The organism is Marinicellulosiphila megalodicopiae (genome assembly GCF_045862395.1).
Classification (GTDB): domain Bacteria; phylum Pseudomonadota; class Gammaproteobacteria; order Pseudomonadales; family Natronospirillaceae; genus Marinicellulosiphila; species Marinicellulosiphila megalodicopiae.
The window spans coordinates 2734809-2756121 of the sequence record NZ_AP023087.1 but is presented as its reverse complement, the minus strand read 5'-3'; the positions used below and the strand labels follow the sequence as shown (position 1 = coordinate 2756121).

Below are 21313 nucleotides of genomic sequence, written 5' to 3'. Positions count from 1 at the left end.
TCCTATTTGGAAGGGCGCAAGCGCCCAACCTAAATTAAACGGTCATTGGATTAGGTTTGTTGATGTCTAAACCTAATGTCTTAATTGCTTTAGCTACTTCAGCAGGCTTAATTGTGCCTTCTTCAGCTAATGAGCTTAACGCAGCAACTACAATCCAGTTTGCATCGACTTCAAAGAAGTGACGTAACTGTTTACGTGAGTCAGAACGACCGAAACCGTCACAACCTAATACGCGGTAGTTTGCAGGCACCCATTTACGAATTTGCTCACCAAAGTTTTTCATGTAATCACTTGCAGAGATTACTGGACCCGCTTGATCTTCAAGCATTTGAGTCACATGTGGTTTCGCGATTTTCTTGCCAGGATTTAATAAAACCTGACGATCAAGGTCTTGACCTTCGCGTGTTAATTCGTTGTATGAAGTCACAGCCCAGATGTTTGATTCAACACCGTAGTCGTCTTTAAGCATAACCGCCGCTTTACGCACTTCGTTTAAGATTGAACCTGAGCCTAATAATTGAACGGCTTTTTTAGCGGTTTTCTTAACGTTGCCTTCAAGCTTGTACATACCTTTAATGATGCCTTCTTCCGCGCCTTCAGGCATTGCTGGATGATGGTAGTTTTCATTTAAAGTGGTTAAGTAGTAGAAGATATCTTCTTGTGACTTACCGTACATACGCTCTAAACCGTTTTGAATGATGACGGTTAATTCAAAAGAATACGTCGCATCATAAGTGACACAGTTTGGAATCGTGTTGGCTAATATGTGTGAGTGACCATCTTGATGCTGTAGACCTTCGCCGTTAAGCGTTGTACGACCAGATGTTGCACCTAATAAGAAACCACGAGCCTGTAAATCACCAGCAGCCCAAGCTAAATCACCAATACGTTGGAAACCGAACATTGAGTAGTAGATGTAAAAAGGAATCAATGGATAATCATGTACTGAGTAAGACGTAGCAGCAGAGATCCAAGATGAGAATGCACCGGCTTCGTTAATACCTTCTTGCATGATTTGACCCGTTACGTCTTCTTTGTAGAACATAACTTGGTTTGAATCATTTGGTGTGTATAGCTGACCTAAAGCAGAATAAATACCTACTTGACGGAACATGCCTTCCATACCGAACGTACGAGCTTCATCAGGCACGATTGGCACAATACGGCTACCGATGTTTTTGTCTTTTGCTAATTGAGATAGCATACGAACAAAGCTCATCGTGGTAGAAATTTCACGTTTACCTGTGTCTTTTAATAATGTTTCAAAAGATTCAAGAGTAGGAATTTCTAATTCACCAGAGAATTTAGGGCGACGCTGTGGAATGAATCCACCTAATGTTTCACGTTTGCCTAACATGTATTGCATTTCTGCTGATGATTCTTCTGGGCGGTAAAAAGGAATTTCACCGGCTTCGATTTGTTCATCAGTAACGGGAACACCACAGCTTGTACGGAATTTCTTAAGATCGTCAATCGCTAGTTTTTTCAAGCTGTGGGTTGAGTTTTGAGCTTCGCCTGCACCTACGCCATAACCTTTAACAGTATGTGCTAAGACTACTGTTGGTTTGCCGTTATTGTCATCGACTGCTTTTTTGTATGCCGCGTGTACTTTAACTGGATCATGACCACCACGTTGTAATTGGTAGATTTCATCATCGGTCATGTCTTTAACCATTTCTAGCAATTCTGGGTATTTGCCAAAGAAATGTTCACGAGTGTAAGCACCGCCATTTGATTTGTATGCTTGTAATTCACCATCAACCACTTCGTCCATACGTTTTTGTAATAGACCTTTGGTATCTTTAGCAAATAACTTATCCCAAGCGCTGCCCCACATAACTTTCACTACGTTCCAGCCAGCACCACGGAATACACCTTCTAATTCCTGAACGATTTTGCCGTTACCACGTACAGGGCCATCAAGACGCTGTAAGTTACAGTTAATTACGAAGGTTAAGTTTTCTAAGTTTTCACGGGCAGCTAATGAAATCGCGCCCAATGATTCTGGCTCATCACACTCGCCATCACCTAAAAATGCCCAAACACGCGTGCCTGGTTTGATTTGGCCACGGTTTTCCATGTAACGAACCGTATGCGCTTGATAAATTGCCTGCAAAGGACCTAAGCCCATAGATACAGTAGGGAACTGCCAGTAATCAGGCATTAACCATGGGTGAGGGTAAGAAGATAAACCTTTACCATCGACTTCACGACGGAAGTTGTCCATGTGATCTTCAGTTAAACGGCCTTCAATAAATGAACGCGCGTAAATACCAGGCGCAATGTGGCCTTGGAAATAGATTAAATCTCCAGATGTGCCTTCACTTGGCGCTTTCCAGAAATGGTTGAAACCTACGTCGTATAAAGTAGATGAAGATTGGAAAGAAGAAATATGTCCGCCTAAATCATCACCTGATTTATTCGCACGAATTACCATAGCAACGGCGTTCCAACGGATGTACGCTTGAACTTTTTTCTCAAGTTCAAAGTCACCCGGGTAACGAGCTTCATCAGCCAGTTTGATCGTGTTGCGATAAGCAGTGTTGATCGCAAATGGCACATCTGCACCACCGTTTTCGCCGCCCACTTGGTTGGATAATTCTTTTAATAAGTAATTAGCGCGATCAGCGCCTTCTTCTTTTACGACTGAGGAAAGGGCGTCTAGCCATTCCTGAGTTTCAATTGGATCGATATCGTGTTCCATATCCGTTAAGCCTCGTACCCTTGATAAGGGGTTGATTGTTGAAAAAAACTCACACTTTGTAAGTGAAAGCCAAATATTATACAAATTGTTACGTTAAAAAGCCGCACAATTTACCTTAAATTGCTTATTCAGAAAACAAATATTTTATATCGTCAGTGTGTGGGGTAGTGAAATCTTGCAAAATGTCTTTTAATTTTGTCTGTTTATTAAAGTAAAAAGACAGCGTTAAATGGATTTTGCAAAGACTTAATAACCTTTGTCTAGCGACAAATTTGTTAGTCTGAATACATGTTGTTCTTTATAAAATATTGCCACAGCTGACGATTTTAATTGAGTTCGTCCCACCATGAATGCCCATATGATCGCCTTTAGAGATCAAAACTAAATCTCCGTCGGTAACGATATTGCGTTGTTTTAATTCTTCGACGGCAAAACGATTTAATTGATTGGGTGCTACTTTTGTTACATCAAATTCAATCGCTTCAACGCCACGGTATATCGCCACACGATTTAATGTTGCTTGGCGGCGAGATAGCGCATAAATAGGTAAACCTGAAGAAATTCTAGACATCCATAATGGTGTGGATCCAGATTCAGTCAGGCTTATAATGGCTTTTACACCTTTTAAATGATTGGCCGCGTACATCACACTCATGGCAATCGCTTCGTCAATTTGGGTAAATTCACGATCAATACGATGCGTTGACGTGGTTGCTTTTTTTTGTCGTTCGGCCCCTTCGCAAGCTTCATTGACCGCTACTAATGTTTCAATAGGAAACTGGCCAATGGCGGTTTCTGCATTTAGCATGACACAATCGGTGCCATCTAATACTGCGTTAGCCACATCAAATACTTCGGCGCGTGTCGGAAATGGATTTTCAATCATCGATTCCATCATTTGTGTGGCAGTAATCACGACGCGGTCCAGTTGTCTTGCGCGTTCAATAATGTGCTTTTGCACGCCAATTAATTCAGCGTGTCCAATCTCAATGCCTAAATTGCCACGCGCAATCATCACTGCGTCGCTGGCTAAAATAATATCATCAAGTGTTTCGCTGTCTTGAACCGCCTCGGCGCGTTCAATTTTGGCAACGATTTCGGCATTTGATCCAATTTTTTCTAATAAAAAACGGGCCGATATAATGTCTTCTGCATGTTTAACAAACGAAACGGATACGTAATCGCAGCCAATTTCATTTGCAAGTAGAAGGTTTTGTTCGTCTAGTTTTGTAATGCAGTTAGCACTAAGGCCACCACCAAATTTATTGATGCTGTTATTGGTTGAAACAATACCGGCTTGGTCAACATTACAAATTAAATCTTGGTTGTTTATATCAATAACAGAAAGTTGAACCTTGCCATCATCTAAAAAGAAGACGTCACCTATTTTTGCATTTTGATTAAGATCTGCAAAATTTACCCAAGCACGTTGGTCATCGCCAATAAAGGATTGGTCAGAACAATTTAGGGTATAGGTTTGGTTTGACTGTAATTGAATAGGGTGTGTTAATTCGCCAATGCGAATAATAGGGCCTTGTAGATCGCCCAAAATGGCAATAAATTTACCTAGGGATTTAGCCGCTTCACGAACCCAAAGTGCACGCTGTTTATGTTCTTCAGCGCTGCAGTGAGCAAAATTAAGTCGTACAATATTGGCGCCAGCTTCAATGATCGCATGCACTTTTTCAAGAGAATCCGTTGATGGGCCTAGCGTGGCAATGATTTTAGTACGTCTTAGCATAATTCACATATTCTTGTTTGAGTAAAAACAAAAAAAGCCCAGCTTAGCCGGGCTTTTCGATGAATGCTAATTACTTAGCGTTCATTAATGCAACCGTGTTATCTAACATACGGTTTGAGAAGCCCCACTCGTTATCGTACCAAGACATAACTTTAACTAAGTTACCGATTACGCGAGTTTGAGTAGCATCAAAGTTTGAAGTGTATGCATTGTGGTTGAAATCACAAGATACTAAAGATTCAGTGTTGATTGCTAATACTTCAGCCAATACCGAGTCAGCAGCAATTGCGTCAGCGATGATTTGGTTTACCGCTTCAGCAGTAGTAGGTGTAGCAGATTCAAACGTTAAATCTACTAAAGATACGTTGATCGTAGGAACACGAACAGCCATACCGTCAACTTTACCAGCCAACTCAGGAACAACAAGACCCACTGCTTTAGCAGCGCCAGTAGCTGTTGGGATCATGTTCATTGCTGCAGCACGTGCACGATATAAATCTGTGTGATAAACATCAGACAATTTTTGATCGTTAGTGTAAGCGTGAATAGTAGTCATCAAACCAGATTTGATGCCTAACGCGTCGTTTAACGGCTTAGCGATAGGTGCTAAACAGTTAGTAGTACAAGAAGCGTTTGAAATAACAGTCATTGCAGATGTTAATTCGTTTTGGTTAACACCGTAAACGATGGTCGCATCAACTTCAGTTCCAGCAGGAGCAGAGATGATTACTTTTTTAGCGCCAGCATCGATGTGAGCTTGTGCTTTATCTTTAGTCGCGAAGAAACCAGTACATTCGTATACTACGTCTACGTCTAACTCACCCCAAGGAAGGTCAGCTGGGTTACGCTCAGAGAAAGTTTTGATAACATCGCCATTAACTGTTAAAGATTTTTCATCAAAATCTACAGAGAACGGGAAACGACCGTGAGCTGTATCATATTTAGTTAAATGAGCGTTGATTTTAGAATCACCTAAATCGTTGATAGCAACGATTTCGATTGGGTAGCCTTTACCCGCTTCATTTGCTTCGTACAATGCTTTAAGAACGTTACGACCGATACGGCCATAACCATTAATTGCAACTTTAATTTTAGACATGGATAGTTCCCATTTTGTTATTCAAACAGCCCAAGGGCCGTCGGTTTATGTAGTCAACGTGTAACTTTCTTACGGTTTCACTCTTTGACTGTTTAATTTTGGGCATATTTATACAGTAATTTGCCTGAAAAATCTACTAATTCACATTTGTGCATAAAATTACGTAATTTTATTACAGAATTGGTTATGGAGCTTTTAATCATTTAAGTGTATGCCGATGAATATGTGGTTTGCAGTGCAGTTCTCAAAGCGTAAAAAACCATTCTTAAAAGGGTGTAGGTCATTTTAGGTTGTAAGTGCAGGCGAATTGATAAATACAATAACCAAGTAACTATTATTTTGGTTTTTTAAATGTATGTTTAATTGGTCGGCAGAGTAAAACTAAATTCAGTGCCTTTACCTAATTCACTTTTTACCTGAATAGTACCTTCTAGTAATGCAGCTAAATTTTTTGTAATGGCAAGACCAAGGCCTACATTCTTATTGGCTTTGTTTTGACTGTTGCTGGCTTGGTAACGTGCATCAAAAATGTAGCTTAATTCTTCGCTTGCAATGCCGACACCAGTGTCTTTGATTTTAATGATGCACTGATGTTTGTGTTGAGAAAATGATACGGTGATGCTGTCATCGTGTTTGCTGTGCCTGATTGCATTATCTACAATATTGCTGATGATGCGTTCAAATTTTTCGATGTCTGTAAATATAATAAGGTGGTGGTCGTCTGCATCAAAATTAAGTTGAATGTTTTTTTCATTAAGTTGTAATTGAAATTTAGCAATAATATCTCCTAAAAATTCAGACAAATTGATGTGTTCTTTGTGTAGTTTTACCTGTCCTCCTTCTAAATAAGCAAGTTCAAATAATTGATCAATTAAGGTGGTTAATTGTTTCGCATTTTTCATTGCAACATCTATAAATTGTTTTTTTTGTTCTTCACTTAAGTCTTCTTGGATGTTTAATGTCTCTAGATAACCTGTCAATGAGGCAAGTGGAGTTCTTAAATCGTGGGATAAATCCGCTAACAACCCTTTTCTTTGAGTGTCTAATTGTTGAAGTTGTGTGTATTGTTTTTGAAGTCTTCTGGTCATTTCGTTCACGCTGCGACCCAATTGATGGATTTCGTTATGACTGTTTGGCCAGTTTTGTTGGGTTTGTTTGTCAAAGTCTGATTGGTCTAACCAAATTTGATCTGCGTATTTTTTAAGTTTGTTCAGCGGGTGGGTGAAAAAATAAAACAATACTAATAAAAATATTAAAAGGGAAATAATAACAGTCACTAGTAAAAATAATTCTCTTGAGAATTCTCCTTGTTCGCTAAAAATTGAATAAGAAGTGTCATATTGTTGGCCACCTATTATGATGTATAAATATCCAAGTAATGCCTTGTTTTTATAAATAGGGGCAGCAGAAAATATTTTTTCGCCATTTAATGAGCGAGGATCTTGAGCGAATATTGGAAAAATCGGGTCTTGATTAAGGGATTCTAGTAATGGGTCGATATTGATGTGATCTAATAATACTGAGTCCTTAGGTACAGCGTAACTTAAAATTTTTCCTTGAGGGTCTAGAAAATAAAATTCAAAAGCAGGGCCTAATAACATTTGGGTGTGAAATAAATTCTTTAATGTTTCGTAATCAAATTTTCCATCGCTTAAATATTGGTTGTCATCAACTAAATGATGAGCAAGTTGTGAATGCAAATTTTGTTCAGCTTTAAGTTTAGTTTGCTGTTCAATTGAGTTGGTAGCATATAATAAGACACTTAATAAAATGATTACCATTATGGTTAGAGATATCGCTAAACGTTGATATAAAGACAGTTTAAAATGAATATTCATTATTGATCCTTGATTTCAAATTTATAACCAACACCCCAAACCGTATGAATGTATTTTGGTTCTTTTGCGTTAGGTTCTATTTTGTTTCGTAATCGATTGATGTGAGAATTTACAGTGTGTTCATAGCCTGCATGTTGATAACCCCATACCTTATCAAGTAATTGTGTTCGGGAAAAAACTTCGCCAGTTGATTTTGCTAAAAACAATAATAAGTCAAATTCCAAGCTTGTTAGTTCGATAATCTGATTTTGTGGTTGTTGCTGTCTTATAACCTGGTGGGTTTTTAAATTAATTGTAATGTCTTGAAAGGTTAAAACTTCATCGGATGAGTTAATAGGTAGAGATTGTGTGGATTGATTTAAAATTTCAACTTTGCGTAATTGGCTTTTGATTCTGGCTTGTAATTCTAAAATACTAAAGGGTTTGGTCATATAATCATCGGCGCCTAATTCCAAACCCAGAACGCGGTCTAATTCTGAATTTTTCGAGGTAAGCATGATGATCGATTGTTTTGGGTTTTTTTTTCGCAGTGCTTTGCAGATTTCAAGTCCGGATAAGCTTGGAAGCATGACATCTAAAATGACGACATCGTAATGATTGTTTAATGCGCGCTCTAATGCTTGCTGGCCATCATGTTCTATGTCACATTGAATATCCATTTGCTGTAAATTGATTTGTATTAATTTTGCAATTTCAGTTTGGTCTTCCACAGCTAATACTTTGTAGCTCATAAAAAATGCTCACGTTTTTAGGGATTCAAAAAGCCATCAATGGATGACTTTTTTATTTGGTCTTTATTTGATTTTCATTGAATGGGGTCTGATTATTAGATTATCTTACAGCTTTGTTGTTACAAGGGTAATAGTGAGTTATTCAATCAATAAAAGATGCTTAATTCTGTAGGATTCTTTTTGTGATTATTTGCTATATTTCTTAGATGTTTAAGAAGGTATATCAAGTTGAAATCAATTTTTGAAATGATGCCAGTAACTATTATGAAATGCGGGCTAAAATGGTGTTTATGCCTCACAAGTTATGCGAAGTTAATTTGAATTGTTTTCTTGGGAAGGAAAATACCTGATTATTTATAGGTTTTGTAAAAAACAATCAGGCTATTTGTTACTCTTTATCAAAGCTGGAAAGCATGCCGCGTAGAATTTGTAGCTCTTTACTTGTTGGTCGTGCGCGTTTAAATAGTGCTCTTAAGTGTTCGATTGCTTGTCCAGGGTGACTTGGTTTTATAAATCCACTCCCTGTTAAGCTTGATTCTAAATGATCGTAAAAACGGTTCAAATCATCATTTAATGGATAAGCTTCGATTTGAGGTTCGTATTGTTTTTGTCCCGCTTTAAATACTTCGTAGCATACAATTTGTATGGCTTGTGAAATATTTAATACTGGGTATTCTGGGTTGGCATCAATATTAAGTTGAAAGTGGCACTGTTTTAAATCGCTGTTATGTAGCCCCATTCTTTCGCGGCCAAAAATAACGGCTACTTTACCAGATTGCTGCTCTGCCACTAACTTTTCACCGCATTGTTGCGATGTTAATGCGGGTAGTGTGATTGTGCGATCACGTGCGCTAGTACCAATTACTAATTGGCAGTCTTGAACGGCTTCTTCAAGTGAACTCACTACGGTTGCATTTTCTAATACGTCCGTTGCTTGTCCAGCTCGGCTAGTGGCTTCGTCACTAGGAAAATCAACAGGATTGACCAGTACAAGGTTGGATAACCCCATGTTTTTCATGGCGCGGGCAGCTGCGCCAATATTGCCAGGATGAAATGTTTGAATCAAAACGATTTTAATATTGTGCAAAATGGGCCTATAAATCTAATTGCTTTTGTTTTTTCTTGTTTGAAAGTTGGGCGGTCATGACTTTTTTATCTTTAATTTGTAATATTTCAATGACGTAATCCCCGACGATGATACTCATATTTGAGTCTGGTATGCTTTCGAGTTGCTCGACAATCAAACCATTTATGGTTTTTGCGCCTTCTGTAGGGAGTTTCCAGTTCAGGGTTTTATTGATATCTCGAATACTTGTGCTGCCTTCAGCTACGTAGGATCCGTCATTTTGCTCGTGTAAATCTTTAGAGTTAAATAAAATATCACGGGTAAAATCCCCAACGATCTCTTCAAGTAAATCTTCAAGTGTCACCAGGCCTTGGACGTCGCCGTATTCGTCAACCACTAATCCCATGCGGCGTTTTTCTTTTTGGAAATTGATTAGTTGGGTGTGAAGTGGTGTGTTTTCTGGGACGAAATAATTATCTATGGTTGCTTTTTTAAGCATTACTTTGGATGGATTTTCTGAAAACAAAAAGTCATTAGCATCGCGTAAGTGCAGCATACCAATTACCTTATCAAGGTCTCCTTTATAAACAGGGAGTCGAGTAAAGTGAGATAATTTAATTTGTTCTGCAAGTGATTCGATATCGTCATCTAAATCTAATCCAACCACTTCGTTTCTAGGTACCATGATGTCTGAAACGCTGACATTATCTAGATCTAAAACCCCTAGTAACATGTCTTGTCGTTGTGTTTGAATGACTTCGCCTGATTCGGTCACTATGGTTTTAAGCTCTTCGGTGCTTAATGCGTCAGATGATCCGCTTTTGGTATCAATTCTAAGAATCCATAATAATGAACCAACTAGATGATTCATTACCCACACAAGTGGAGCAAAAACGGTAAATAATGGTTTAAGTAAGTATGAAGCAGGAAATGCAATTCGTTCTGGGAATTTTTGTGCAATGGTTTTTGGAGTAACCTCGGCAAAAACTAATACGGCAATTGTCAGTAATATGGTTGATAAAATGAGGGCTAAATTTTCATTTTCAGGTAACAGGCGGGTAGCAAGTACGCTGGCAATGGATGCTGCGGCAATATTAACTAGATTGTTCCCGATCAATATAACGCTAATGAGGCTTTCTGGGCGTTTAAGTAGTTTGTTGGCGTTAACTGCAGATTTTTGTCCTTTTTTAACAAGGTTTTTTAATCGATAACGATTAAGGGACATCATAGCCGTTTCAGAGCTAGAGAAAAATGCTGAGCATAAAATTAAAATGACTAATACAATCCACAAAATTGCATCTATTGAGATGGGCAACTCGTCCAACGAGTAACTCCTGAGTAGCTAATAAGATTCGTATTCTTTAAGTTTGGACAACTAAAGTCAATTAATAAATAGTAATTTTGTGCCTAAAAAAGCAATCACTAAAAAAACAAACCCCGCTATTGTTAATTTACTTGCAATCACACCGCGCCATCCAAGCATTAAATGACCAACTAAAAGTGCTAAATATATCAACCAAGCAACAATGGTAAATATCAGTTTTTGGAAAATTTCAGGGGAGGATAATTCTGCAAATCCTTTGAAAACGATTCCAGTGAAAATACTTAGGGTTAACAATACAAATCCAATCAGAATCAAGTCAAATAATAGGCGTTCCATCGATTGTAAAGAGGGTAATACTTGAGTCAATCGTCCGTTCAAATTGTGTTTAAGTTGATGATTTTGAAGCCAAAGTAAAATGGCTTGCACTGCACTGATCATTAAAATGCTATAGGCAATAATTGATAAGAAAATATGTGAGATAAGACCAAGTTCAAAGTGTTTAGCCGCTGCATCGGTCCCCCAAATACTTGAGAGTAATACTGAAAGGGCAGCAAATGGGAATAAGAAAACAAATAAATTATCGACGGGTTTACGAAAGCTACTTAGTAAAATGATATTTACAAAACAAATGCTGATTAACGAAAGGATGTTATAGAGACTGAGAATGACACCGTTTTCTGTCCATATTTGGCTGGATAATATGTGAATGTGCGCCATTATTGCAATTAGGGCAATTGCAATAATCAGGTTCTTGTTTGGTTTTTTTCCTTTGGAAAAAATAGAAAGGCCTTGTAATAGGCTGACTAAAAGATAGGCCATGCTGGTTAGGCTTGCACTTAAAATGATCATATGAAAACCAGTTTCTAATTGAGAATGATTATCACACTAGTGTGTCATAATCACCCTTTAATTCAAAGTGTTTTGTGAACCCCGTAATTAAGTTATTGCAGCTACTCGTTTTGATAATGGTTTGTTCATTACTTGAATGTACAAAAAATCATCGCTGAAGTTGGTTGCCCTTTTTGTTAAAAGCAGTATAATCCCGCGCCTGCAAAATACTTTGCAGTTTTATTCACTCCTTACCTTATTTGTATTGATACTGTTAGTACATATAAAAAGGTTATAACCCATAGGGAGCATTTTAAATGCGCAATTATGAAATCGTTCTTTTGGTTCATCCTGACCAATCTGAACAAGTTCCTGCGATGGTTGAACGTTACACAGGCGCTATTGTTAACGCTGGTGGTTCAATTTCTCGTAACGAAGACTGGGGCCGTCGTCAATTGGCTTACCCAATCAACAAAATCCACAAAGCTCATTACATTTTACTAAATGTTGTTGCTGATAATGAAACTATGGATGAGTTGAAAACAACTTTCCGTTTTAACGATGCAATCATTCGTAACATGGTAATTCGCACTAAAACTGAAGTGACTGAAGCGTCACCAATGATGAAAGGCGTAGAAGCGAAAAAAGCTCGTGAAGAAGCACAACGTGTATCTAACACTTCTGCTGAAGATGAATCTATTTCGGATGAAGACATCGATGATGTTGACTCTGAAGATGAAGGGGAGGCTTAATCATGGCTCGTTTTTTCCGTCGTCGTAAATTCTGTCGTTTCACTGCAGAAAATATCACAGAAATCGATTATAAAGATTTAGACCTTTTAAAAGGTTACGTTTCTGAAACTGGTAAGATTGTACCAAGCCGTATCACTGGTACTCGCGCTCGTTATCAGCGTCAACTTTCGACTGCTATCAAACGCGCTCGTTATGTTGCTTTATTACCTTATACCGATTCACATAAGTAATAGGGGAATAATATAATGAACGTAATTCTATTAGAAAAAGTTGGTAAGTTAGGCGAATTAGGCGATCAAGTTTCAGTTAAAGCTGGTTTTGGTCGTAACTTCTTAATCCCACAAGGCAAAGCTGTAACAGCTACTCCTGCAAACGTTGAACAGTTCGCTGCTCGTCGTGTTGAATTGGAAAAAGCCGCTGCTGAGAAATTAGCTGCTGCTCAAGCACGTGCTGCTAAATTAGAAACATTGTCTGTGACAATCGCTTCTAAAGCTGGTGATGAAGGTAAGTTATTCGGTTCAATCGGTACTCGTGATTTATCTGACGCTATCATCGCTTTAGGCGTTGAAGTTGATAAGTCTGAAATCCGTTTGCCTGAAGGTCCTTTACGTACTACAGGTACTTTTGAAGTAGCTGTACATTTACATGCTGAAGTTAATTCAACTGTAACTGTAAACATTGTTACTGAAGATTAATTTTTAATCTTAAGTACAAAAAGCACCTTAGGGTGCTTTTTTTTTGGATGTTTATATTTAGAAATTAATCATTCAATATATTCCCCTTTCAAACGTATTTAATCCTACCTTTAAGCCATTCTGGCATAACATTAATTAATGTATTGCTTCATAAATTAAATTAATTAAGAAAATTTTTGTTATTACTCAATCTTTGTCTAAGCTAAAAATAAAGACGTATAGCGAGTCAAAACATGAATTTTTATAAAGATTTAAGTGTGAGTAAAAAAATACTCATCATTTCACTTATCGGCACAGTCAGCTTTGCGGGTTTTTTAACTTTCACCACGTTGTCTATGACCAAAACATCTAATCAATTGGATATTGCTAAGAACATAAAATTTCCATTAATGATTGCAGCAAAAGATGCGCAGGTTGCTCTGGATAAAATTAAAGATAATTTATCAAACGCCGTTTCTTCTGATGAAGATAGTTATTTAATTGCAGCCCAAGAATTAGGGAGTCAAGTTAATCAAACTTTAGATGAAGTTATCAGTATTTCCAAAAAAATAAACGAAGAGGCAGCATATTTAAAAGATTCATTTAATACTTACTACGCAGGTGCATACTCTATTTCTAATGAAATGTTAAAGGGTGAAATGGATTTTTCAACACTTGGTGAAAGAAGCACTAAGATGCAATTAAATTTGGAAATTGTGCAAAATAATTTAGATAAATTTTTATTAGAAAAAACCAATGACTTTAATGCCATATTTGAACAGGTCAATCAATCTACCACCAAAACAATCAGTGCTGGTATTGTGTTTGGGGTTATCACTGTCGCTTTATTGTTGATTGTCAGTATTCCTATTGCACTTTCTATTCGTAAAAATCTAATTAATATTATGCTTCCCTTGAAGCGAATGGCTGAAGGTAGTGGAGATTTAACTCAAAGAATAGAAAATACCTCGAAGGATGAAGTCGGGGAACTAGTGTATTGGTTTAATCGTTCCTTAGACAAGCAACAAGAACTTGTGAAACAAATTGTGAACACTGCAAGGCCGTTAGCAGAATTAGCCAATGACATCAGTGAGCTTTCTAGTTCGACTCAAAAGATTTTACAGTCACAAAAATCCAGTGTGCAAGAATCTAAAACAGACATTGATACTTTAAATCATAGCGCAACTAGTGTGGCTAAATCAGCTCAAGATGCCGCATCTTCCACTAAGGAAGCAGCGGATGAAGCGCAAAAAGGTTACAAAGAAGTACAGCAAACCATCGAAGGCATTCAAACATTATCGTCTAATATTTCTGATGCTAATGGTGTCATTATTCAATTAGCAGAAGATGCTGATAAAGTTGTGATGGTATTAGAAGTCATTCGAAATATTGCTGAACAGACCAATTTACTTGCATTAAATGCTGCTATTGAAGCAGCACGAGCAGGTGAACAGGGGCGCGGATTCGCAGTTGTTGCGGATGAAGTGCGCTCCCTTGCTTCAAGAACACAAGACTCCACCACTGAAATTAAAGATATTTTAGATCAGCTGCAAGCAGGCTCTCAACAAGCCACTGACAAAATGTCAGGCAGTACTGAAAAAGTAGAGCTCTGTGTCGATAGCGCTAAAAGTGCAGGAAATATTTTAGAGCTAATTGAAAGTAGTATAGAAAAAATCAATCTTATGAATGGTTCAATCGCACAAGAAACCGTTCAACAAAAAAGTATTTCGCAAGAAATGGTGCAACAAACGAATCGTATCTATAGCGATACAGAACAAACTCTTGAAGCATTTAATCGTTTAACGGATGTAAGCGTTAAGTTGAATGATTTTGCCACGGATTTAGATAATTTAACTTCTAGTTTTAAAGTGTAAAGTGGAGAAAAAAATGAAAAGAAAAATAATACCAATTATTGTTTCCTCAGCAACGATGGCCATTAGCGGTCAAAGTTTTGCGGAAATTAATATGAATGGTTTTGCTACAATGGTTGCAGGACAGTCTTTAACCGAAGATAAAGAATTGCACGGTTATGACGAAAAACTAAGATTTGAAAAAGGTTCAAATTTAGGTTTGCAATTTTCTTCTGACTTAGGAGAGGGGGTGACTGCTACAGCTCAATTAATGACTCGTGGTGAAAATGACTGGTCTATTGAAGCTGAATGGGCTTACATTAGTTATGAAGTAAATGATTCAATCAAATTAATAGCAGGTAAGCAAAGATCACCTTTTTATATGTATTCAGATTATGTCGATGTTGGTTATGCGTATCACTGGTTAACGCCACCAGAAAATGTTTATGCACTGCCTTTTGATTCCAGTAATGGGATTTCCATGATAATGAGTAATTATTTTGGTGATTTAGATTCTACATTGCAAGTTATGTTCGGTAGAACACAAAAAGATGGATTTAGTTTAAGTGGTAATGACGCAGATTTAGATTCCTATAATAGTTTTACATTTAATTGGACTGGTGTTTACGATTTTGCAACGTTCCGTTTAGGGCATTCAATGGCTAAAATTGATATAGGTTTGGCGCCAATGAAACAAATTGCAGATGGTTGGCAAGCATATGACGACGCTTCTGCATTTGAGGCGGATGAGTTAATCAAGCAAATTAACGTTAATGAAGACCCTGTGTCATTCTCAGGATTAGGTTTAACTCTTGATTTTGATACGTACTTTGTAGTTGCAGAATATACATTATTAAATTTATCTGAAAGTTTTATTGGTAAATCACAGTCGTATTATATAAGTGCTGGTTACCGGTTTGATAATTTCACCGCTCATGTGACATATGGTGGTGATAGTTCAACGGCTAATGAAACTATTCAAGAGCAACTTGATGAAATTGATTCAACTTATGCCGGAGCCGGTGTAGATGCAGCTTATCAAGGTTTAAAAGCTGGTACTGAGCAATTAGCAGATGCTGAAGCTGATAGTACAGACATATCCGCAGGTCTTAGATGGGATTTTCATCCAGCAACTGCATTCAAGTTTGATTTAACTCAGCGTACAGATAATTTATTAGATGAAGATAATTCAGCTCTAATTTACCGTGCCGCATTAACAACTGTTTTTTAAGGGGAACAAAAATGAAATATATTAAAATAATATTGTCCTCCTTATTAGTGGTATTTTCATCGCTTTCTTTTGCAGAAGTGGCTGTGATTGTTAATGCTGCTAATGCTGATGCATTAGATAAAGAGGAAGTGGGTAAAATATTTTTAGGTAAAGTGAAAAAATTTCCATCAGGAAATTCAATAATCCCGATAAACCTTTCATCTGGAGATGCAATTAGAGATGGTTTTGATGAAACAGTTTTGGAAAAAAGCCCAAAACAAGTCAAGTCTTATTGGTCAAAATTGGTATTCACTGGAAAAGGGACGCCGCCTCAAGAAGTAGGCAGTGCGGCTGATATGTTACAATTAGTGTCTTCAAATCCAGATGCTATTGGCTATATCCCAGCTGATCAAGTGAATGATACTGTTAAAGTACTATTTACTTACTAGTTAACTAAATATAAACATTAGAAATTAATTCAAAAAACCAGCTTATGCTGGTTTTTTTTATTTTTAAGACGAACTTATATATTTACATATCAAATATATGAATGATTAGCTTTCTAACAGTATTAAAATATTATGTTTAATTTTGTTATTTGTGTTTATATCAACTAGATTTAATGAATAGTTAACTAATAATGAAATGAGGCGCACTATGCCAGATAAACATAATAATCAAGTTAAGAAAATTTTAAACGATTTAACTGCACGAATTTTAAAATCCTTACCCGATGAAGAAAAACAAATTAAACTGTTTATCAATTCAATTTTTGCAAGTGCTGCAAACAGAGATTTAATTGCATATTCCATCAGTGATTTAACGGCAATGGTCACTAAACTGTGGCGAAAAATTCATTCGGGCTCTAAAACAGAAGTTTTTAACCCTAATGTAGAGGAGTTAGATTGGCAGTGCTCTCATACCGTTATCACAATATTGACTCCTAATATGCCATTTATTGTTGATTCCATTCGTATGGCGTTAACAAGACGTAAAATGTCAGTGTATTCGCTTTTTCACGGTGCGTTTTTTGTGAAAAGAGATAAAGATGGCAAATTAATTGAAATTCAAACACAGGATAAAAAAGGCTTAACCAAAGAGTTTTTATTGTATGTAGAGACTGATCGTTGTTCTTCTTTAGAATTTAGAGATGAATTAAAAAATGAAATCAACCAAGTATTAGCCGATATAAAAATGGTCAGCAATGATTATAGTGAAATATTGGAGAGCATTAACAATATGGCTGAACAAATAAAAGGATATAAAACACAGTCATTTTTTGAAGCGTCTGAATTAGATGAAGCCATCATATATTTAAAATGGCTCACGGATAATCATTTTACATTTTTAGGTATCGAATCTTTTGATTTAACTGAAACGACAATGAAAGATGTAAAAGACAGCCATTTAGGGTTGTTTAGAAATAAACGTTCATCGGGCAAAGAATCCACGGTGAATGTAGATGATGACTTAAGAGCGCTTATTTATAAACCGGATTTATTGAGTTTTTCAAAATCAGGTCGACGTTCGACCATACACAGACACGCTTACGCAGATTTTATTATTGTAAAACGTTATAACGATAAAGGTGAGGTAGTGGGTGGGCATCGAATTTTGGGATTGTATACTTCTGAAGTTTATAATCATTCACCTGCAACCATCCCTGTTGTTAGAAAAAAAGCAGAACTGATTTTAAAAAAATCAGGCTTTTCAAGTTATGAGCACAATTATAAAGAGTTGTCTCACTTATTGCATACCTTCCCACGAGATGAATTAATTCAATCGAATGCTGAGCAATTACTGTATGCACTACAGGATGTATTGGCGTTACAAGAGCGAAGTCAGGTTCGATTGTTCATGAGGGTAGATGAATATGGGAAGTTTTTAACCGCAATTGTCTACACACCAAAAGATGTGTACTCCACTGATGTACGTAAAAAAATGCAAGCATTTTTTGAATCGACATTGCCTGTAGAAGGATCTGATTTTGTCACAACATTAAGTGAATCAGTGTTAGCAAGAACGTATTTTGTATTTAAATTATCAAAATCCATAAAAGACATTGATATTAAACAAATAGAATCTCAACTTGTAACCATAGCAAGATTGTGGAGTGATGATTTGTTGTTTTCTTTAAATGAATCTTATGGTGAAGAAGAATCCAATCAAATTTATGCGTTGTATAAAGATGCATTTCCATCTGGATATTGTGAGAGTTATTCAGCTCGAGTCGCTGTAAATGACATTGCAAGAATGCAAACATTAAATGATGAAAATCAAATGGCATTGAATTTTTATCGCCATATTGATGCGGCTAAAAGTGAAATTAAATTAAAAATATTTCATTTAGGCGGAGCATTATTATTATCGGATTTAATCCCAGTACTTGAAAATTTTGGTTTAAAAGTAGTAGATGAATATCCATATCATATTCATCGAGAGCAAGAAAAATCAATTTGGATTTATGATTTTACGCTTTTGTATGATCCGAATCCTGATTTGGATCCTGCATTGTATCGAGATTTGTTTATCGAAGCGTTTTCTAATATTTGGTATAAAAAGGCTGAAAGCGATTTATATAATCAATTAATTTTAAAAGCGAATATTAAATGGAATGATGTAGTCATTCTAAGAGCATTAGCACGATATATGAAACAAATTCGTTTTGGTCTATCGCAGCATTACATTGCTCAAACTTTAATTAAAAATACCGATCTTGCATCTGAAATCGTGAAGTTATTCCATATTAAATTCTCGCCAAATGTTCAAGATACACAAGCAGCACAAACTGATTTAATTAATGAAATGGAGTTGAAATTAGAAAATGTTGAAAACTTAAATGAAGACAGAATTCTAAGAAAGTACATTGAATTAATTCGTGCAATTTTACGTACCAATTTTTATCAGCCGGATGAACACGGAAAATTAAAAGAATACGTGAGCTTTAAAATCAGCCCTCGTGATATTGAAGGGATTCCAAAACCAAGACCATTATTTGAAATTTTTGTGTATTCGCCAAGAGTTGAAGGTGTGCATTTACGTGGTGGAAAAGTGGCGCGTGGCGGATTACGTTGGTCTGATCGCATAGAAGATTTCAGAACGGAAGTATTGGGTTTGGTGAAAGCGCAGCAAGTTAAAAATGCAGTCATTGTGCCTGTGGGTGCAAAAGGTGGATTTGTTGCAAAACAACTTCCAACAGAGGGCGGACGCGAAGCGTTTTTAAATGAAGGGATTGCTTGTTATCGATTTTTCATTCGTGGATTATTAGATATTACGGATAACTTAATTGAAGGTGAAGTCAGTCCACCTAAATCCGTTAAACGCTATGATGAAGATGATCCTTATTTAGTTGTAGCGGCAGATAAAGGTACGGCAACATTTTCTGATATAGCCAATGAGTTGTCTAATGAATACGATTTTTGGTTAGGTGATGGCTTTGCATCAGGCGGTTCAAACGGATATGACCATAAAAAAATGGGCATTACCGCAAGAGGTGCGTGGGTGAGTGTGCAACGTCACTTTAGAGAAATGAATCTAGATATTCAAAAGGAAGACTTTTCTGTCATTGGCATTGGGGATATGGCGGGGGATGTGTTTGGTAATGGTATGTTGTTAAGTGAGCACATCTGTTTAAAAGCTGCGTTTAATCATTTGCATATTTTTATTGATCCTAATCCTGATAGCGCCAAAACTTTTGTCGAAAGAAAACGATTATTTGAATTGCCTAGATCCTCTTGGGAAGATTTTGATTCGTCATTAATTTCTAAAGGCGGTGGAATATTTTCAAGACAGGCAAAATCCATAAAATTAACCAAACCGATGCAAGATGCCTTTGGTATAACAGAATCTTCATTACCACCAACTGAATTGATTAAACGTATATTACAAGCAGAGATTGATTTAATTTGGAATGGCGGAATTGGTACTTATGTTAAAGCATCAAGCGAGCAACATTCTGATGTAGGTGATAAAGCGAACGATGCTTTGCGAATAGACGGATGCCAATTAAAAGCAAAAGTAGTAGGTGAAGGTGGGAACTTAGGTTTTACCCAAAAAGGCCGAATTGAATACGCACTAACTAATCAAGGTAAATCGTTTACTGATTTTATTGATAATGCTGCTGGTGTAGATTGCTCAGATCATGAAGTCAATATTAAAATTTTACTTGATGATTTAGTTGCAAATGGAGACTTAACGGTTAAGCAGAGAAATCAATGGATGAGTAAGATGACTGACGAAGTCTCAGAGTTAGTGTTAACTAATAACTATCGTCAAGATCAAGCTATTGCATTAGCGCATAGTGATTGTGTGAATCGAATTAATGAGTACCGCCATTTTATTAATAAAATGGAGCAATCTGGAAAATTAGATAGAGAGTTGGAGTTTATTCCAACGGATGAAGAAATTGTAGAACGTAAGGCAAAAGAGGAAGGGTTAACTCGACCTGAATTGTCCGTATTGATTTCTTATGGCAAAGGGGATTTTAAAGAAATATTGATTGCGAGCAAAATTGGAACCGATGCCTTTGTTGAAAAAGAGGTGGAAACGGCTTTTCCTAAATCACTTACAAAAGCGTTCAAAAAGTCAGTTTATGGTCATCGATTAAAAACAGAGATTGTCGCTACACAAGTTGCAAATGATTTATTTAATCATATGGGGATTTGTTTTGTTAACCGAATAAAAGAATCCACAGGCAGTAGTTCTTTAGAAATTGCTCGTGCTTACATTGTGGCAAGAGAATTATTTTCTATGCATGATATTTTTAGAGCTATTGAATCCTGTGACTTCAAAGCAAATTGTGATGATCAAAATGACATGATGAAGGAAGTAATTCGATCGGTGAGGTTGGCAACGCGATGGATATTGAAAAATAATCGCTTAGGAATTGATGTGAAGCAATTGATTGATCAATTCTCCAAACCTATGGATGAATTAACCTTAAAAATAGATGAGATTATTTCAGGTAAACGTTTAGATGGGTTTAAAAATCGAATTGCAAAAAATCTCGATTTAGGACTGGACGAAAAACATGCTTTATTATTGGCCTCCAATCATTTTAGATACCAGTGCTTAGGTGTGATTGCGGTAGGTCAGTCCTCAGATCGTCCAATTTGTGAAATTGCAAGGTCATTCTTTAAACTAGGAGATGTGCTTGGACTGGATACTTTTGCATTGCAATTAAATGACCTAGTGGTGAATTCAAACTGGCAGGCTCTTGCCAGAGAAGCATTTAGAGATGACATTGAATGGCAACAACGCAGAATTACCCAGGGTATCATTATGGATTGTACTGAAGACAGTTCAATAGATCAGTGCATTGAATGTTGGTTAGATAAAAATGAGATATTGATTGATCGTTGGAATAAAATGATGATTGAAATTCAAGCTAACAGTGAGCCGGAAATAGCCATGATTTCTGTTGCGGTACGCGAACTTCTAGATTTATCTCAAGCTTCGTTGCAGGTTTAATAATTATAAAAGCTAAAAAAAACCACT

The 21313-nt window shown here is 36.7% G+C and carries 15 protein-coding genes; 7 read left to right on the top strand and 8 right to left on the bottom strand.

All coding sequences use genetic code 11. The annotated features are described in order from the left end of the window. Window positions 1-34: 34 nt before the first annotated feature. The 8 genes from aceE to TYM08_RS11805 all read right to left on the bottom strand — a co-directional run bounded on the left by aceE (window position 35) and on the right by TYM08_RS11805 (window position 11352). Window positions 35-2704, bottom strand: a complete 2670-nt coding sequence (gene aceE / locus TYM08_RS11840) for a pyruvate dehydrogenase (acetyl-transferring), homodimeric type (protein ID WP_422379355.1) — start codon at window positions 2702-2704, stop codon at window positions 35-37. Window positions 2705-3002: 298 nt separating this feature from the next. Continuing rightward, the gene (gene pyk / locus TYM08_RS11835) at window positions 3003-4445 is read right to left on the bottom strand and encodes a pyruvate kinase (protein ID WP_422379354.1); all 1443 of its coding nucleotides are present in this window, start codon (window positions 4443-4445) and stop codon (window positions 3003-3005) included. 70 nt (window positions 4446-4515) lie between these two features. Beyond that, entirely contained in the window at window positions 4516-5544 is a 1029-nt protein-coding gene (gap, locus tag TYM08_RS11830; RefSeq protein WP_422379353.1) for a type I glyceraldehyde-3-phosphate dehydrogenase, read from the bottom strand. Between the two features lie 359 nt (window positions 5545-5903). Beyond that, window positions 5904-7382 (bottom strand): sensor histidine kinase, encoded by a 1479-nt coding sequence (locus tag TYM08_RS11825; protein WP_422379352.1) that lies wholly within the window; start codon window positions 7380-7382, stop codon window positions 5904-5906. After that, a complete protein-coding gene (locus TYM08_RS11820) occupies window positions 7382-8113 on the bottom strand; it encodes a response regulator transcription factor (protein ID WP_422379351.1) in 732 nt (243 codons plus the stop codon). The genes TYM08_RS11825 and TYM08_RS11820 overlap by 1 nt, the downstream gene beginning before the upstream one ends. Before the next feature lie 388 nt (window positions 8114-8501). Beyond that, window positions 8502-9200, bottom strand: a complete 699-nt coding sequence (gene trmJ / locus TYM08_RS11815; protein ID WP_422379350.1) for a tRNA (cytosine(32)/uridine(32)-2'-O)-methyltransferase TrmJ — start codon at window positions 9198-9200, stop codon at window positions 8502-8504. A 7-nt stretch (window positions 9201-9207) separates the two neighbouring features. Further along, a complete protein-coding gene (locus tag TYM08_RS11810) occupies window positions 9208-10503 on the bottom strand; it encodes an HlyC/CorC family transporter (RefSeq protein WP_422379349.1) in 1296 nt (431 codons plus the stop codon). 57 nt (window positions 10504-10560) lie between these two features. Continuing rightward, window positions 10561-11352 (bottom strand): cytochrome C assembly family protein, encoded by a 792-nt coding sequence (locus TYM08_RS11805; protein WP_422379348.1) that lies wholly within the window; start codon window positions 11350-11352, stop codon window positions 10561-10563. Between the two features lie 296 nt (window positions 11353-11648). Here TYM08_RS11805 and rpsF point away from each other — a divergent pair, with 296 nt between their 5' ends. From rpsF to TYM08_RS11770, 7 genes are all read left to right on the top strand, one after another. Further along, on the top strand, window positions 11649-12083 hold the full coding sequence (gene rpsF, locus TYM08_RS11800) for a 30S ribosomal protein S6 (protein WP_422379347.1): 435 nt from the start codon (window positions 11649-11651) through the stop codon (window positions 12081-12083). Between the two features lie 2 nt (window positions 12084-12085). Next, entirely contained in the window at window positions 12086-12313 is a 228-nt protein-coding gene (gene rpsR, locus TYM08_RS11795; protein WP_422379346.1) for a 30S ribosomal protein S18, read from the top strand. A gap of 15 nt (window positions 12314-12328) precedes the next feature. After that, window positions 12329-12778, top strand: a complete 450-nt coding sequence (gene rplI / locus TYM08_RS11790) for a 50S ribosomal protein L9 (protein WP_422379345.1) — start codon at window positions 12329-12331, stop codon at window positions 12776-12778. Between the two features lie 233 nt (window positions 12779-13011). After that, on the top strand, window positions 13012-14631 hold the full coding sequence (locus TYM08_RS11785) for a methyl-accepting chemotaxis protein (protein ID WP_422379344.1): 1620 nt from the start codon (window positions 13012-13014) through the stop codon (window positions 14629-14631). 13 nt (window positions 14632-14644) lie between these two features. After that, on the top strand, window positions 14645-15838 hold the full coding sequence (locus TYM08_RS11780; RefSeq protein WP_422379343.1) for a hypothetical protein: 1194 nt from the start codon (window positions 14645-14647) through the stop codon (window positions 15836-15838). An 11-nt stretch (window positions 15839-15849) separates the two neighbouring features. Next, entirely contained in the window at window positions 15850-16266 is a 417-nt protein-coding gene (locus TYM08_RS11775; RefSeq protein WP_422379342.1) for a phosphate ABC transporter substrate-binding protein, read from the top strand. 208 nt (window positions 16267-16474) lie between these two features. Continuing rightward, complete coding sequence (locus tag TYM08_RS11770) at window positions 16475-21286, top strand: NAD-glutamate dehydrogenase (RefSeq protein WP_422379341.1); 4812 nt, start codon at window positions 16475-16477, stop codon at window positions 21284-21286. Window positions 21287-21313 lie beyond the last annotated feature (27 nt).

Bases quoted from the DNA above. Each gene is read 5' to 3' on its own strand.
- TYM08_RS11820 (WP_422379351.1), bottom strand. From the start codon at position 8,113: ATGAGCTACAAAGTATTAGCTGTGGAAGACCAAACTGAAATTGCAAAA.
- TYM08_RS11825 (WP_422379352.1), bottom strand. From the start codon at position 7,382: ATGAATATTCATTTTAAACTGTCTTTATATCAACGTTTAGCGATATCT.
- rplI (WP_422379345.1), top strand. From the start codon at position 12,329: ATGAACGTAATTCTATTAGAAAAAGTTGGTAAGTTAGGCGAATTAGGC.
- rpsR (WP_422379346.1), top strand. From the start codon at position 12,086: ATGGCTCGTTTTTTCCGTCGTCGTAAATTCTGTCGTTTCACTGCAGAA.
- aceE (WP_422379355.1), bottom strand. From the start codon at position 2,704: ATGGAACACGATATCGATCCAATTGAAACTCAGGAATGGCTAGACGCC.
- TYM08_RS11775 (WP_422379342.1), top strand. From the start codon at position 15,850: ATGAAATATATTAAAATAATATTGTCCTCCTTATTAGTGGTATTTTCA.
- rpsF (WP_422379347.1), top strand. From the start codon at position 11,649: ATGCGCAATTATGAAATCGTTCTTTTGGTTCATCCTGACCAATCTGAA.
- TYM08_RS11770 (WP_422379341.1), top strand. From the start codon at position 16,475: ATGCCAGATAAACATAATAATCAAGTTAAGAAAATTTTAAACGATTTA.
- gap (WP_422379353.1), bottom strand. From the start codon at position 5,544: ATGTCTAAAATTAAAGTTGCAATTAATGGTTATGGCCGTATCGGTCGT.
- TYM08_RS11780 (WP_422379343.1), top strand. From the start codon at position 14,645: ATGAAAAGAAAAATAATACCAATTATTGTTTCCTCAGCAACGATGGCC.
- TYM08_RS11805 (WP_422379348.1), bottom strand. From the start codon at position 11,352: ATGATCATTTTAAGTGCAAGCCTAACCAGCATGGCCTATCTTTTAGTC.
- TYM08_RS11785 (WP_422379344.1), top strand. From the start codon at position 13,012: ATGAATTTTTATAAAGATTTAAGTGTGAGTAAAAAAATACTCATCATT.
- pyk (WP_422379354.1), bottom strand. From the start codon at position 4,445: ATGCTAAGACGTACTAAAATCATTGCCACGCTAGGCCCATCAACGGAT.